Genomic DNA, 16,951 nt, shown 5'->3' on the forward strand with positions numbered 1-16,951 from the left:
TAAATTTTTATAAAACTTAATAAAACAAAAAACTGTTATAATCTTAGTGTAACAAAAATGAATTTAAATAGAAATTACAGCTAATCGAGTATTAATTTATTTCACATTTTTAAATAAGCGATCCCATCTAAATTTCGTTTGATAATTTGACAATAAAACACATTGTACTTTACCAATGATGTTAGATTTTGGAACAACCCCCCAAGCACGCGAATCTAAAGTTTCTTTTCTATTGTCCCCCATCATAAAAAAATAATCTTGCTTAAATGTATAAGAAAGTCTTTTTCTATTGTTAATAAAATATCTACCATTTACTGTTATTATTTTAGAACCTTCAGAGCTATTAATTATGTTTTGATACAATGAAAAAGTTTCTTGGTTTAATTTTATTTGCATTCCTTTTTTAGGAATAATAAATGGCCCCATATTATCAAATGTCCATTTTATATTATCATTTTTAACAAATGTTTTTTCTTTGACAAAAGAATCGATCTGAATTGTAATAGAATCAATACATTTATTTTTTTTGAGGTGATCTAATTCAAATTTTGATAGATTTGCTTGCTTAAATGTATGGCTGTAATTTTTTATCAATACGTCATGTAAAGCTAAAGAATCCATTACTCTATACAGAGCTTTTTTATTTTTAACCGTAAATTTATAATTATTCTTTTCAGTCTTCGGTGAACAAAAAAGTCTACGATTTGTATAAATTATCGCATCTTTAATAGTTATCGTATCACCTGGCAAAGAAATACAACGTTTAACCAGAATAAAATTTTTATCCCAAGTGGAATTAAAAACAAAAATATCGCCCCTTTCAATTTTTGAAGTTCCAGACAATCTTTTATAAGTCCACCAATCCTCTTTTATATGACTTTTTGCAGTGTCATTAAAATAAAAAGCAATATTTATAAAAGGTATCTCAAAAGGGGAACGTGGTAATCTCGGTCCATAATTTAACTTATTCACTAAAATGATGTCATCGGCATATAACATATTTTCCATTGATGAGCTTGGAATTTTAAATATATCCGCTGTAAACAATTTAATGCTTATACCAATAAATAATACGAATAAAAATATTGAAAAAAAAACAACAATATTTTTTAAGGCTGAGTATTTAATAAATCCTATTAATTGTTTAATGTTGCAATATAAAAAAGACGTTACCAATAAAAACAAGCTTAACCAATATAAGTTTAACAACAAAAAAAATAAACTGATAATTCCAATAGTTAAATACTTAATGTTCAATTTTCTCATGTATAAGTAACTAAATAATATGTTAAACTTGTTTTTCATATGGTTGATAGTTAAAAAAATAGTAAAGAAATGAAGGAACAAGCCTATTAGTATTTTAATTTACCTATAAATAGAACCGGATTACCATCTTCTTTGCAACCGAATAATTTTCGTTGTTCCACATTGAAATAAACTGGATTGACTGCACTTACTATAATATTTCCATTTATATAATTAGGCCTAAAGGCTGTTGCATTTTTAATGAGGTCATTTTTTATTCCAAAATTGATCATTCCATCATATTTTTTTTCTTCATCATAAGTATATGCAGATTTGTGAATGCATTTATTATTATTTTTGCTAAATACAGTAAAATATGAATTATCATTGAAGGAATAACTAATGAAGAAATATTTCAATGATTCGAATACCTCTTTAATATCAACTTTATCATTATTTAGTGTCTCACTCCTTTTTGATACATTTAATCTTTCCTCTGCATCTAATTTATATTTACCTGAATCAATAAACCAATGTGGTTTTAAAAATTTATCAGATACTTCAAAAATGCTATCGCTAAGAAAATCCCTGTAAAAAACTTCTTTGCCTATATCATAAACAAATCCCATCCCCATAAAATCCTGGCTAACTTTTATAATTTCTTCACTTTTGGATTTAAATGATTTAATTTTATTTCCTGAGGAATTAAAAAGAAATAATTCATCTCTATTAATTTCACTATAATTTTGAGATACTGATACTAAAAACTTACCATCCTTTAATTCAATAACATCACCGGGAGAAATCCCGATAGCAAATTTATTAATGAAACGACCAGCAAAATCATAAACTTTAACAGCATCAATATCAACAACATATACTAACTTATCATTAATATTGATATGTGCATTTAGTATTTTAACATACTCATCAGGTCCTTTACCTACAGAATTTATTTTATCTTTGTAGGTTCCCTTACCATCAAAAAACAATATAGAATTTCCAGATCTATAAATAATATTTTCTTTATCAATATATAAGATTTCTGAAAAATATTCAATGAAACATTCCGGAGTAGTTTCTAAAGTGATTACTTTAACCTCTGATACTAATTCTGATAGTACAGCCTCTTGATTTACGGTTTTGGGATCAATACTTATTGTGGAAACATTTTGTTTTTTAGCATCAGGCATACATCCCGATAATGTTAAGATTGATAACAACAGTATAACTTTATAATCCCCTAAATGCATCATTTCCTGGTTTTTGAATTTTAATATAAGAAACCTTAGTACTATCACAACTATAAAATGCAACTAGTGGATAAATCAAATTATTTTTTTTAGAAAAAACATTGTTATCATCAATATAAATATTAGAGTATTTTGTTACATCAATTCCTATTTTATGAGAAATAATCTTTAAGGAATTTATATTAGTAAGTACAAATAAATATTCGTCATTCTTATAATTTTCTGCTAAAAAAGTTTCTCCTTCTGATATACAGCCATCGCAACCAGAACCTGGCAAAACAATAATATTCTTATAACATTTTTTCATAGGAACTACCAACTTTTCGATACTTTCTGACATATAATCAAACTCTTGATCTTTTTTCTTATCATTACAAGAAACAAAGAATACCGATAAACAAAATAGAAATAAAAAATTTTTCATAGTTAATTTTTTGAAATATTATAGATTGTGAAGTTTAGACTGTCTTCGTCTCGAAAAGAATTTTTTTGTTGAATAAGGAGACCTTCAGGAGAAACAGTTATAGTATTTAAATATTTAATTTCAAAGTCGATTTTATCTTTGAATAACTTTTCTCCGACAACTTTAAATTTACTATCAAGAATTATAACTGACAAATCTCTTGAATAATCCTCATCTTCTTTATTATTAGCAGGTAATAGACATAACCTATAATATAAATCATTATATTGATCATATAAAATCCCACTATAAATTCCATTTTCACTGCAATACCTAAATAATTTAGTAGCTTCCTGCTCTTTCATTCCTTGCGGATACTCAGGTATAAATTCAACATACCTACTACCAGCACAAAACTCTTCACTTCTACTAAAATCCTTCGTTACATAAATTTTATGTGATGCAGGAAAACTAAAAACAAATAGCTTTTGTTTCGAATTATACGTATAAGATATATCGAAATTGTAATTGGCTCCTCCAAAAAAATAATTATTATATAACTCTGGATACTTGTACAAATACGTTTTATCTGTAAAAGAATTATTGATTTTGGTTATTACTTTAGATTCTTTATCAACAGTTTTACTAGTTAACTGAACACCTGTTATGTATGTGTTACTACCATCATAGATAATTGGAGAATATGTCGTTGGCATTTGCTCATAAGCAATTCCCTGCCCATTAGAAGGTAAATTTACACTTGAAATGATTTTTCCAGATTCACTTTGAAGGTCCAATACATTTGATTTGTATGCATAAGTAATAATCTTATCCCAATTTATTATTTCATACCCGGTTATAGGACGGGATGACGATAATTTAATAGATTTATAAAAACTCTTATCCGCATAGTAATAAGCATATAGCGTATTTGTGTAGTGATTTATAAATGTGTAAAAAACAGAATCATTTATAGTTTTAAATTTAACATATTGAATATTAGAAGGCGTTAATGAATCCAATTTAAAACTGATGTTTTTTCCTTTAGTAAAACTATATGTATTATTTTTAAAGTTATTACAATCATTTAAATTTATTTTTTTCTTCTCATTTAAACAGGAAGAAATACTCAGTATTAGCGAAAGACAAACTAAAACATAAAATTTTTTCATCAATTTATAGTGAATTATTGAAAAGTAAAACAGACAATCTATTTTACTTTTCTTCTTTATTTACAGTTATTTACAGTTGTTTTTGCTCCATTCATATGTTGCCAAGCAATCTAATTGACCACTTGTCAATAGTCTGCACATTCCATTACCACCTGTACTGCATTCTGCATTGGCACTACTTATTTGCATTATATTATCTAAATTTAAATCTGAATTTATTACATCTGTAGAATTTGCATTCATATACACAGTAAAAATAAACGCACCTGCAGCTAAAATTCTAATTACTTTTTTCATTTAATTTTATTTTTAAATTTAACAATTTTTATACGGTTAAAGACATTGGTAAACAGTACTTCAATAGAGATCTACTTACAGTTATTGTTCGAATCGGTAGATGCAAAGCAAACATTTTGACCACTTGTATTTTGAAGACATTTACCCAAACTACCGGTCGAGCATTCTGCATTAGCACTATTTATTGTAATTAAGCTAGCCATATTTATATCTTTATTGACTGCACTAGCTGAATCCACATTCATAAATACGGTTAGAATACATACAGCTAAACTTAAAATTCCTATTATTTTTTTCATTTTAATTAATTTAAATATTAGTAGAGAATGTCATTACTCCCTTTTATTATTTCATTTTTTTTTACAAAAGTCTTAGAGGAAACACTACTTTTGTAGAATATTAAACACCTTTTATTAATGATGTTTTGTCCATAAACAAAGACCTCCTCAGAATGTTTTTAGATTCTATTTCATAAGCTTCTTTTTTAGGTAAATAATTATGTTACTAAATTTTTAAATACTCAAATGCAATTATTAAAATTTAAAACATCTACCTTACAAAGAAAACATACCAAAGGGACAAATTCTGTCACTTTGCTAGATTTTAAGAATGTATTTATTACTTTTTCTGCAATAGGTTATATTGTATCCTTCATTTCTTAAAGTAGTTAGAATTCTTTTAATTGTTCTAACACTACAGCCGTAGTCATTAGCTACTTTTTCTAAAGAATACAATCTTTTGTGTTCCATTAAATAAAGTAAATGAATCTCTTTTTCTTTTCTTTCGGAATAAGTCATAATTGCTATTTTATTTTTAACTAATCTTCAAGTATGGTTTCAAAATCTTGTATTAAAGGAGCATTCTTTATGAAATCAAATAAGGTCAATTGCTGTACATTATAATACAACATCCAATAATTTTGTAATGCTTCAATGTAATTTTCCATAGCTGCTTGCCATGCCTTTCTTGCACTTGTTAATCGCAGCAAATCGATGCTTCCTGATAAAAATCTTTTTTCAGCTATATCATAAGAAGATTTCGCAAGTTCACAAGTCCGTAATGCGCCAGTCACTAATTGTTTCTGAAGATTAAAATCAATGATTTTCAAAGCTAATTGTTGGGTTAATTTATCCCTCTCCTGCTGAGTGGCAATTTCGCTCACCTGGTTATTCATTTTAGCAGTTTTGATATTTCCCTTACGTTCTCCCCAATCCATAATTGGAATACTTAATTGAATTGAAACCATCCGCTGCTCCAATAAATTACTGTAAGCATCTTTGACTGTATTAGCATTTTGATTTAGTCCATAACTTCCCGTCAAAGACAAATCAAAACGATTTTCCTTGATTACTTTATCTAAATCTCTTTCTGATTCTATTACTTTTATTTTTAAATTAAAAATTTCAGGATTATTTACTTCTGCTAATGCAGTTGCTTCTTTAATATCAATCTGTAATTCAGAAATCAATTCTGGTAATTCTGGTAAAGAAGATAAAGGACTATCATTTCTTAAAAATAATCTTAATTCAGATTCTGTTTTTTCCAATTCTCGTTCATTTTGAAGTAAGCTAGTTTCTGCATTATAGACATCTAACTCCAGATTCAGTACATCATCTTTTTCGATAGAACCTAATTCATATCTTTTTTTTCCAATTTTAAAAAGTTTTTGAGTAGATAATACATTCTCCTGATCCAATTCAACTCTTTTACTTGCCGAGGCCCATTTGAAAAAGTAAAAAACTGCTTTTAATGTTATATCCTGTACTTCATATATATACAGCTTTTTAGCATACTCAAATTGAAGAGGAGCAATTTTATGCCCCCATTTATGAGGATTAAATGCCATGATAGGTTGGATCAATCCGATACTAATTGGGGTAGCTGCGAAATCTTTTGAATCAATCACTCCAAAATTAGCCAATCTGCTAAAACTTGAATTTGCAAAAACCGTCGCGCCAGTAGCCTTAACAATTTGACTGATACTAAGATTTCCAAATGAATATAAATTTTGTTGTGGCCGATAAACGTCAATGTTATTTTCTGAATCATACCTTTTTAATACAGATTTATTATAAGTTAAAGGTTCCACTGCGAAATTTATTTTTGGTAATACACTTGCTCTAAATGATCTAAATTGCCAATAACTTGCTCCATATTGTTGTTTTGCCTTAAAAGCATCTAGGGAATTTTTACTTGCAATAGTAATTACATCTATAAGTGTAATTTTTTGTTTTATATCTTCATTTTTGTTTGGATTCTGAGCGTTGCTTTTTATATGGCATAAAACAAAAAGGATTATCAAGGCAATTTGTATTTGTTTAATTAATTTCATCTCTGTATCTCATCGAAGTTAGTGTAATGTTTTACCCTGCTTATTCTATACAATCTTTGAGATTGTACAATTTTTGTTGGTTTTAATTTTAATCCTTTTAGCAAAATAGTAGTAGCATAAGGGAGTGAAATAGAGACTTATAATGGTTCCTAATATCATTCCTCCTGTTAATACCGTCGCCAATGGTGCTTGAAGTTCTGCTCCTAAGCCACCTGTAAAAAGAAGAGGTATTACAGCTAAAATAGTAGTCAAACTAGTCATCAATATAGGTTTAAGCCTTCGTTTCCCAGCAAACAAAAGAGCTCTAATTAAACTATACCCTTGTCTTTGCAATTGGATAATAGTGTCAATTTTCAAAATGGAATCGTTAATTACAATTCCACTCATTACCACAATTCCTATCATAGACATTAAATTAAGACTCATACCGAAAATTTTTAATAATAGAAAAGCCCCCGCCAAATCCAATGGAATTTCAATTAAAATAATCAATGGTAACACTAGGGATTCAAATTGGGAAGCCAAAATGAAGTAAAGAAGGATTAATGAAATTAACAAAACGGTGATTAATTCAGTCATTAATTCCTTGGTGTTAAAAAAATTGCCACTAAAAGAAACGTTAAACGATTTGTTCCTTTCTACTACTTTTTTAATATTATCGATTGTGGGATTTACATTTTCATCATTAGTATTTAATTCTATAGGATAATACTCCCCTTCTATACCGCCGACAATAGTTTTCATGTCTTGTGAATTAACAACCTGAATAAAATCACTGGCATGAAAAATGGCACTGTCTTTAGATTGTATAGTTGTTTCACTTAATACTTCCTCAATTGTTTTACTTTCTCCGCCAAGTATTACAGGTATAAAATTATGATTATCCATTACAGATAAAATTTCACGTTTATTAAAAGCACTTTTTAGGGCATCGAATAATGTATTTGCAGATACTCCATAAGTTATTAATTTTTCTTGATTTGCAATAAGATTAATGTGTTTCTGCCATGCAATGGGATTTAGTTTTACATTACTTATATTTTGTTTTATTTCAACCCAAACTTTTTTTAGTTCTTCATTTTGTGCACTACCTATATTTTCTACATTTCTTAACCTAGCAACTAATAGATCTTGCTTATCTGAGAAAATCATATTAAATATATTATCAACATTATTATAGGACGCAATTGCTCCAGCATATTTTTTTTGAATAAAAAAAATAATATCCTTTTGAACCTTGACTAACTTTTCAGGTGAGTCACAGTTAATATAAATAGTACTTTCCGAAGTCAAAGATGTCGACTCTTTATCTAAAATAAATTGTTGAGTTCCTACTAATGCCGTATAATTTAATATTTCATTTTTTACAGGTTTTAGTAATTCTAATACCAATCTTTTATTTTCATCTACATTAATTTGCTTATTCCAGTCGATTTTCAGTAAAGTTTCTGTTGTAGTTATATTAGGCATTTGAGTTTTTGGAAGAGCTTGAAATAAAACCACACCCACTATCAGTAAAAAAATACAGATTCCCCAACACCTTTTTTGATTTCTCATTACAAAACGAAATCCTTTTTCGTATAATTCAGCATAATCCACGGTATTTGTTTTTTCAAGAAACTGGTCTATTTTATTTTTCTCTCTAGGTTCATTCAAATGAAACAAATTATATAATAACGGTATCAAAGTAACTGACACTAAAAGAGAAATAGACAATCCTATCGTTATTGCCATCGCTTGATCATAAAATAAAGTACCCGAGATACCGCTTAAAAAAGATAATGGTAAAAAAACAGAACATGTTGTTAACACAGAAGAAAGCAAAGGTTTAAGGACTTCATTGGCACCTAAAACACATGCTTGGATTAAATTATGTTTTTGTTCCCTATATTGTATGATGTTTTCTATTACAATAATGGAATTATCAATCATCAAACCGATTCCTAAAATTAATCCTGATAAAGAAATGATATTAATAGAAATATTAAAAACATAAAAAAAAGCTAAACTAATTATAAGAGAAACAGGAACTGATATTCCAATTAATAAAGGAGATTTAACATCTTTCAAAAACAAAAACATGATTGCAAATGCCAATAAAACTCCCCATATTAAATCTTGTTTTATATTTGATATAGCATAATCTAATAATTTGGTTTGATCTCTGCTTACCGAAAACTCAATAGATGGATATTCTTCTTTAAGCTTTTGTACAAGAGAATTCAATGATAGCTTTAAATTTTCCATTCGAGCATCACTCTGTTGAATGATTGCCATAGTAATGGCTTCTTTATCATCAGATAAAACCAGCCCAGTACGGTTTTGTGAATACTCCTGTATTTGGGCCAGATCTTTTAACTGGAAAAGTCTATCGTCTTTTTTAATATAAATGTTTTCAATCTCTTGTATAGTATTCAATCTAGCCCCTAAACGAACATTATATTGATACTGATTATCTTTAATTAGTAAATTACCCAGCTCAATATCGTAGTTTTTGATAACTGATTCTAATTCATTCAAACTAATGCCTAATGCATTTAATTTCTCGGTGTCGGGAATAATTCGAATTTCAGAAAAAACCAATCCACTAACATCCACCATTGCTACTTCATCTACTTGTTCAATACGCTTACGAATAACTTCATTTGCAAAATTGCTAAAATCAACAAATTCCTGAGAAACTGAATTTAATTCACGATTGGGGGTTCCGGGTGTTATTTTATTTTGGTTCTTTAAAGTTAGATTTAAATAAAATACCGGAACATCAGTAATATTGGACTTTATTACTTTAGGACGTTTGATTGTTTTGGGAAAATTTCCCATTGCACGGTCTATTTTTTCATTTACTTCAATAAATGAATAATCAATTTTAGTGCCCTGTTCAAAACTTAATCTAATAATACCATTACCGTTGCTAGACTCCGTTTTCAAGTCCTTTAAATGGCTAACCTGCATCAAGTTGTAACGCAAATTTTTAACAATAACATCTTCTATCTGTCTGGCAGACATATTATCTGCTTCAATTTGCACTGTAATTTCCGGAATATCTATATCGGGCATTAAAGCTACTGGGATAAAACCAAATGAATAAAGACCTAAAATGACCATACACAGCATAGTCATTAAAACAGCTATAGGCTTATTAATTAAAAATTTTATCATAAGATTTTTTTTATAAAATGTAAAGAAAAAATTAATTCTTAATTTGACTTATCAGTACTTAAAACTACTTCACTATCATGAGCTAAGTTTAGATTCCCAGAAACAATAATAGTATCTCCAGAATTTAAAATAGCACTGCTTTTATCAGGATCGGCTATTACCGCGTACGAGCTGCTGTTCTCCAAAGTTGTTTTTATATAGGTCCAATAAGCTTTGCCAGAGATCACTTTAAATAAAACTTCTTGATTATCTCTAATTAATACTGCGGATTTAGGCACGACCAATTGCCCTTTTACTTCTTTTCCAATTAAGACTTTTACATTCATTCCTTCTGTAAGTTTTCTATCATTTTTAACAATAGCTTTTACCAGAATAGTTCCGTTTTTCTCGATCAGTGGATTAATGGAAGAGATATGCCCATTATAAGTTTTCCCCAATGCAAGAGGAATTATCTGTACACTACTATTTAGGGCTATATCAACCATTTCAGATTCTATCAAATAAAATTCCACTTCAAATGTTGAATCATCAATTAGAGTCAAAAAACTTTTTCCTGCACTTACATTCTCATGGATTTTACTCTCAATATTGGCAACTTTACCACTAAATGGCGCTATTAATCTAGTCGATTCTAATTCAAATTGCGCTGTTTTTAACTCTATTAGTGCGGCATCATAGCCCGTTCTACTGGCAACCATATCATAGGTAGCTCTAGGAATACTGTCCTTCTGAGTAGTAAAAATTCCTCGTCCCACCAACATATCGGCAAACTGAAATTTAGCTTTTTTAAGCTCGATTTCAGCCATGGCTAGCCTTTGCTGATATTTAAAAGAATTTAAAGTTGCCAGTAATTGCCCTTTATGAACAAAATCCCCATTTTTCACATATAACTGTTCTAGTTTATCACTTACCTCAAATTGTATAGTATTTTTTTGAGTTGCAATAATTTTACCATTACTTACCAACTCTTTTCGAAAAGATTCATTCTTTAACACTATGGTTTCCACTACATTATTTTCAGATACGTACATTTTCTTTTCGTTAGAAGTTTCATCAGCTGCTTTAGATTTTGTACAGCTATTAAACAATAAAGAACCAAATATTATCATGAAAACAATCGTTAGCTTCCATTTTTTCCGGTTATTATTTTCACTCATTTCGCTATTTGTTTATTATATATGTTATGTTCTTTTCTAATAGTAAAATTGCATAGGCTTTATTTTTTTACCCACAAACATTTTGATGTTTACTAATTGATGTGATTCGTAGATTTATTATATTTTTTTAGAATTCTTTTCATTTCTTCTTGTATTTCATTAATGGCTGTAGAAGGAATTTTTATATCTTTATTTAATAGTTTCTTAGCTGTCGTTACTGCCTTGTTAACATTTCCAGATACATCATATAATTTTACCAATAAGTAGGTTGCATAAAACTTATTTGGTGCCATATTTATCGCTTGCTGATACGATTCTTCTGCCTTATCAAATTGCAATGTGGCTTTATAACTATCACCCAAAGCCGTAGCTATAATTGTATTATTTTGATATAGCTTAGCTTTTTCTAACACTGTAATTGCTTCCCGAGATTTTCCAGCCATTGAAAGTGTTTTCCCATAATTCATTAGAAAATCACCATTCTTTTTGAAAATAGGATAAACAAATTCAAACTCTTTAATTGCTCCCTTATAATCACTGTATTGATAATTGTTAAGTGCATTATTCCAAACTACAAACCCCCTTTGCAGATTAGATGTATAAAAAAATATTTGAAATATAGCTACAAAACTCAATAGTAAAATGCTTATTTTACCAACCCATTGTTCATTTAAAATATCTTCAATTTCAAATTGAAAAACTTCAATAGCGCTATTTGATAACATTGCTAAGAAAAAAATCAATATCAGTTTTATTGGCAGAATTTGCATAGGATAGGAAAAGCATGCAAAAACACCAATAGCTAAAAATCCTGTTTTACCTACAAAAACTATAACTTTATTATTTTTTTTTATTTTTATTTTAATTAAAACAAATGTTGCAATCATTAAGATTAAGAATCCTATTATTCCATTTTCTGCCACAAATTGTAACCATTCGTTAAAAACATAATGTGTATTATCTGCTACTAAGATTTCAATAGTATTCCTATTTTTAGAAAAATAATCAGCTTGATAGTTCATGTAGTGTGCTGAAAATTGATCAAAACCTACACCAAAAAGAGGAGAATCTGCAATTATTTCTGTTGTCACTTTCCATATAAAAGCTCTTCCGTCTGAAGAATCTTTTTTATAGCGATATAAGTTAAAGAATGTTGTACTTAAAATCCCGATAAAAAGTAATATTAAAGCTGTCTTCTGAAAAATCTGGGTTACTTTTATAAATACCTTTTTTAGAAAATGATATTTTATCTCCAGTAGAATTCCACTACATATCAAGACAGCTATCCAAGAAGCACGAGACTGCAAAGCAGGAAGTACTAAGGATATAAAAACAATTCCCAGCAATGGAATGTATTCAAAAATATACTTAGTAAATTCACTAAAAAATTGTGCTTTAATTTTTATTTGTGTCTGCACTTGAGCTGTAATTTGATCTCTATATAAATACATCGCTAAAGCAACTACCCAAACACTGACTAAAAAACCGGCATAGGGTCCAGGGTTAAAAAAACTGCCTGTCATTTTAAATCCAGAGTGGTTAGAGGAATAAACTCCTAACAATTGTAAATTACCATAAACTGCTTGGCTAATTCCAGAAATAATTATTGATAATAATAACCAAGGATAGTCTTTAAGCGAAACATGCCTTAGAACCAAATAAAAAAAACTTAAGCCTAATAATTCTATATAACGAATTGAAAACCCATAACATGATTGAATAAAATAGCGATTCATCGTGATATAAAATATCAGAATAAATAAAACCATATCTATTTTAGAAAATGATATAAATTTTACTTTTGAAAAAACAATGATAAGAATAAATACCCCAAAAAGAATTATACTACCATACAGAAAGTAAATAAGTTTACTCGTAACAGTAGGAAATACATATTTTTGAATGTTTATTTGAGGTAAAACTAAAATAAACGCAACTGTAAGAACAACAAGAATTTGTTTTAAAGTATTAAGAAATATTAATTCTTTTTTAAATTTATTCATTTTTATATCCTTTGTTTATAAATATCTACTCACTTCTTTACCACCAAACTTGTTTTCCATTTTCATATGTAAATATTCTTTCCTCATTCCCTTCTGTTAAATTTCTAAGCCATAATAAAGATTTTTTGGGCACATTTGTATAGATTAAAAATGTTGTTTTTGCAGTCTTTCTACCTAAAGACTTCCATCCTTCGTTCCAGTAAAAAAGTTCATATATATTTCCAACCTGGACACAATTCATATCATTCCTAGATATAAATCTAATTTTGCTAATATCTTTTTTTGAATTCAAATCCAATCCGACCCAACTATGATCTGGAAGATTCGAATCAAAATATGTCAACAAGTTACCATCAAATGCAGCTTCTTTAGTGCATTTTGGATTATCAAAAAAAGAACCTTCGGTTCCAATTACTTTACCCCTAATAGGACTAGCAACTCCTAATTCATAAAATTCAATTTCCCCTACATTTCCAAATGAATTCTTTGGTGAATAATACCTTACATAGCGGAATGCTTGATTTTTTTTGTGTGGTAATTGAATATTATTAAAGTAATCACCCGGATTTTTTTTAATTGTGTATAGGTCTACTGGTTGTCTAAAATCCGAATAATTTGAACCTTGGAATACACCTTTAATCATGCGGTCTTTTTGATCTTCTTTAAATTGATTACTATTAATTTTTCTAACTAACTTGACTGATCGAATATTTGATATTTCTGGTTTTAAAAATGTCATTTCTCCTTCTTTATTTAATATAAATGGAGAATTTATTGGAATTACACCACTTTCTTCAGCTATAACCGCTAAGTAAACACCTCCATTTCCTACATTTGAAAAAAATGCATCCCTATTTTCTATTTTGCCCCATCCTACTGGACTCCATGATAGTGTTCTTCTGTTAAAAACACAGATATAACAATATTTTGATTTAACATCATTTACAACAGGAATCTTAATATTACTTGTTTTAGTGTATGAATTTGTAACGTCTCTTATAAATGGATTGTTAAAAAACTCTGGTAAAAAACTGCAAGTCCCCCTTTGTGCAAAATGCGAATCTTTACTAGGTGTATAAGTCTTTCTATAAACTTTAGAAAAAAAGTAAAAATCCTTTTTTATTATATTCATTTCTTTAGTAGTAATATCAAAGGGAATACACTTAATAGAATCTACAACGACAGAGCTCCATTCATGACCTGCATTGATATTTAGATAAGTCGGTGCAAAATCTATTGCAGCAGGAATTCCTAATGCACGCATATATCCAACCCCAACAGCGGAAATTTCATGACATGAACCAAACATCAGTTTATCTAAAGTATCAACTGAAAGATCTGGTATATTTAATCCTATTTCATTACTATATAATCGAAACCTACTTTTTTTTGTAAAAAGCCATTTGTGTACTTTAGTAGCTGCACTGATAAGATTCTCACGAAATATAAAACTGCCATTTTCTTTAATAAATTCATTTCTAAAATTATTCTTCCAGTCTGTGGTAAAAGGCTCATTATTTACTTTATAGGGTAATAAATATTGACAATATATATCCAAAGAAATTTTATTTTTCCAATTAGATTCTAAAAATGTCTTATTGGTCAATTCTATGTTATTTATAATATTTTGTTTACTTACTAAATTAATATCATATGATTCAATATCTTTTGGAAATTTGTCCTTTATCCCATTAATCCGCAAGTATAAAGAATCTTGATTTTTGTAAAATTCATTTATAAGACCGCTATAAGTTTCTTCTCGCGGTCCAATATCATGTTTTTGATATTTAAGATTTTCTAAAAAGTAAACAGCTGACTTAGTTTCAAAAGATTTTTTTAAATTTAATTCTTCTAAAACATCTTTTTTAATAACAATACTCTTATTAATAACATTTACTGGAATATTGATTTGAAATTTCTCATTATGGTTAGAACAAGAACCAATTATAATCGTAAAAAAAATCAATACTATTCTTTTCATAAAACCATCTATTTATATTATTAAAAAGTCTTGCTAGTTTTGAAATCATTCAGGATTTCAAGAACTACATTGATATTTATTAAATCTTACCCTATTCACATAACTCAAGATTAATGAACTTGTCATTATTTTTTAAGTAAAAAAAAATAAAACTCATAATTAATTTGATAAAAAAGAATAAACAAGATAATTTAAATGTAAAATCAACACTTAAAAAAAACAAACATATATACTTTTTTTCACATAAGCAATACTTTTTTTTATAATACTTAAATTACAAAAAAAAACTAGTTACACTTTTATATTTGCCATCCATAGCTTACAAAAAAAATTAAACTATCTCAAACGTAATTCCCAAAAAAAACCAGATTCTTATAAAAATATTTCTCAAAATTTTTTTTGTACATTTGTTTTTTGTGATATATTCTTTTTTAAATAATGATTTATTATTAGTCTTTTTGAAAAATAATTTTACTTTTATTAATTCAGTAATAAGCGCTATTCACATGAAATTTTAACTAAAAAAGAGCTAATTAAAGATGGATACGAAGAAAAAAAACTAAAAAATACTTCAAATAAACAGATTAAACCTTTCTGATATATCAATTAGTGAAATTCTAGAATTTGTATAAAAAAATTGGCGATTTGAGTTTTGTGACAAAATAGATGTCAATTTAGTAAGTAGTGATAACTTACAAGAAGTATTTAAAAAACACAACATTAAATCGGTAAGGTCTTTGTCACTTGATCTTATTCTCCACATAGCTGAATCTAGACATTATCAGTACGGACAGTAGATTGTATCAATACTTCACAAATAAACAGATATTGCGTAATGCGAAATTGGTTTTATAAATTACTTGAACGCGATATGAAATCACTTTTTAAAGAAAATGAAGTTTAGATAAATCACATCTTTCGAATGAATGCCGCTCCACTTTAAATATTTTTTAAAGTTAATTACAGGTAATCTATATTTTTAAAGTACTCAGAAAGTTTAATTTTACCACTATTAAAACAAAGGTTTCAGTATTCTACTAATAGTATTCATTGTACCCAGTATCTTCAAATCATTCGTAAAATGGTTCGAAAATTGTCCTATTAGGGCTACTAAATAAAAAAGCTTTAGAGAAATCTGGAGCTTTTTTGTTTTAGACTACTCTGAGATAACTTTGCGTTCACGAGCAAGTTGCTCACGCCAGCCGAGGAGCTGAAAATATTATTTAAAACTCTAAAACATTAATCCTCTGGCAAGTATTCGTATTTTTTTAATTTTAAAATCTCGTTACTGATTTTTTTTATCCATCGATTTTGATTCATATTATTTCCATAAACTTGATTATCGTACAAATCATCTAATTCGTTTTTCTGCATAATATTATGATCATAAACTTTCACATAATTATCTTCAATATAGTTCTTTCTAGATTTTAAGCTGTCAAACGTTTTCCTAATCCTTCTTGCATATAATTCAGTAATATCAAAGTGCAATTGCTCGTGTGCTAAAACTAGAGTATCACTTGTTATTGTCCAAGATTTATTTTTAACAAAAATAGATTCAATTTTATAACTTGTCATCATATTTTTTATTGTTTTATACTCAAAATTAATAACGGAAGTAGTTCCTGCAACAGTAACTAATACTGATTGACTACTTGAATCAGGCACACCTTTAAAGTCTTCCCATGTTAACTTCCTATCATTAGACCATAAAATAGTATTTTCTTCTTGATTATAAGCTTTTTTACTATATCTATAATTAGGTATAGTTGAACTACAAATAATTATGATAAATATCAATAACACGTATGTAAATCTAAGTTTCATAATCTATTATCTACTTTTAAGTGTTGCACTCTTTGAATTGTTTCCTATAATTCCTTCTCCTACTGACAACCTTTGAGGTTTTATACCATTTTTTACAAGAAATTTTTTAATTGCTTTTG

At 28.0% G+C, this 16,951-nt stretch carries 13 protein-coding genes; all 13 read right to left on the minus strand.

Annotation, left to right across the window (positions count from 1 at the left end; genetic code table 11):
- Nucleotides 1–96: 96 nt before the first annotated feature.
- The gene (gene lepB / locus RB618_RS00700; protein WP_308067039.1) at nucleotides 97–1,305 is read right to left on the minus strand and encodes a signal peptidase I; all 1,209 of its coding nucleotides are present in this window, start codon (nucleotides 1,303–1,305) and stop codon (nucleotides 97–99) included.
- Nucleotides 1,306–1,352: 47 nt separating this feature from the next.
- Nucleotides 1,353–2,501, minus strand: coding sequence for a 6-bladed beta-propeller (locus tag RB618_RS00705; protein WP_308067040.1), 1,149 nt, complete (start codon nucleotides 2,499–2,501; stop codon nucleotides 1,353–1,355).
- Nucleotides 2,479–2,922 carry a hypothetical protein gene (locus RB618_RS00710; protein WP_308067041.1) on the minus strand — a complete coding sequence of 148 codons (444 nt, stop codon included), beginning with the start codon at nucleotides 2,920–2,922 and terminating at the stop codon, nucleotides 2,479–2,481. Before RB618_RS00710 ends, RB618_RS00705 begins: the two co-directional genes overlap by 23 nt.
- Nucleotides 2,923–2,924: 2 nt before the next feature.
- Nucleotides 2,925–4,073, minus strand: a complete 1,149-nt coding sequence (locus RB618_RS00715; protein ID WP_308067042.1) for a DUF4221 family protein — start codon at nucleotides 4,071–4,073, stop codon at nucleotides 2,925–2,927.
- Between the two features lie 66 nt (nucleotides 4,074–4,139).
- Nucleotides 4,140–4,370 (minus strand): hypothetical protein, encoded by a 231-nt coding sequence (locus tag RB618_RS00720; RefSeq protein WP_308067043.1) that lies wholly within the window; start codon nucleotides 4,368–4,370, stop codon nucleotides 4,140–4,142.
- 71 nt (nucleotides 4,371–4,441) lie between these two features.
- Nucleotides 4,442–4,669: a hypothetical protein gene (locus RB618_RS00725; RefSeq protein WP_308067044.1), complete on the minus strand. Its 228-nt coding sequence runs from the start codon at nucleotides 4,667–4,669 to the stop codon at nucleotides 4,442–4,444.
- A gap of 297 nt (nucleotides 4,670–4,966) precedes the next feature.
- Nucleotides 4,967–5,167, minus strand: a complete 201-nt coding sequence (locus tag RB618_RS00730; protein ID WP_308067045.1) for an HTH domain-containing protein — start codon at nucleotides 5,165–5,167, stop codon at nucleotides 4,967–4,969.
- A 20-nt stretch (nucleotides 5,168–5,187) separates the two neighbouring features.
- Nucleotides 5,188–6,702: a TolC family protein gene (locus RB618_RS00735; RefSeq protein WP_308067046.1), complete on the minus strand. Its 1,515-nt coding sequence runs from the start codon at nucleotides 6,700–6,702 to the stop codon at nucleotides 5,188–5,190.
- A 45-nt stretch (nucleotides 6,703–6,747) separates the two neighbouring features.
- Nucleotides 6,748–9,864 carry an efflux RND transporter permease subunit gene (locus tag RB618_RS00740; protein WP_308067047.1) on the minus strand — a complete coding sequence of 1,039 codons (3,117 nt, stop codon included), beginning with the start codon at nucleotides 9,862–9,864 and terminating at the stop codon, nucleotides 6,748–6,750.
- Between the two features lie 38 nt (nucleotides 9,865–9,902).
- Nucleotides 9,903–11,021: an efflux RND transporter periplasmic adaptor subunit gene (locus tag RB618_RS00745; RefSeq protein ID WP_308067048.1), complete on the minus strand. Its 1,119-nt coding sequence runs from the start codon at nucleotides 11,019–11,021 to the stop codon at nucleotides 9,903–9,905.
- Nucleotides 11,022–11,113: 92 nt separating this feature from the next.
- Nucleotides 11,114–13,024, minus strand: coding sequence for an O-antigen ligase family protein (locus RB618_RS00750; protein ID WP_308067049.1), 1,911 nt, complete (start codon nucleotides 13,022–13,024; stop codon nucleotides 11,114–11,116).
- Between the two features lie 37 nt (nucleotides 13,025–13,061).
- Entirely contained in the window at nucleotides 13,062–15,005 is a 1,944-nt protein-coding gene (locus tag RB618_RS00755; protein WP_308067050.1) for a hypothetical protein, read from the minus strand.
- A gap of 1,239 nt (nucleotides 15,006–16,244) precedes the next feature.
- A complete protein-coding gene (locus RB618_RS00760; RefSeq protein ID WP_308067051.1) occupies nucleotides 16,245–16,832 on the minus strand; it encodes a hypothetical protein in 588 nt (195 codons plus the stop codon).
- Nucleotides 16,833–16,951 lie beyond the last annotated feature (119 nt).

This window comes from Flavobacterium sp. LHD-85, from assembly GCF_030929595.1.
In the GTDB taxonomy this organism is placed as follows: domain Bacteria; phylum Bacteroidota; class Bacteroidia; order Flavobacteriales; family Flavobacteriaceae; genus Flavobacterium.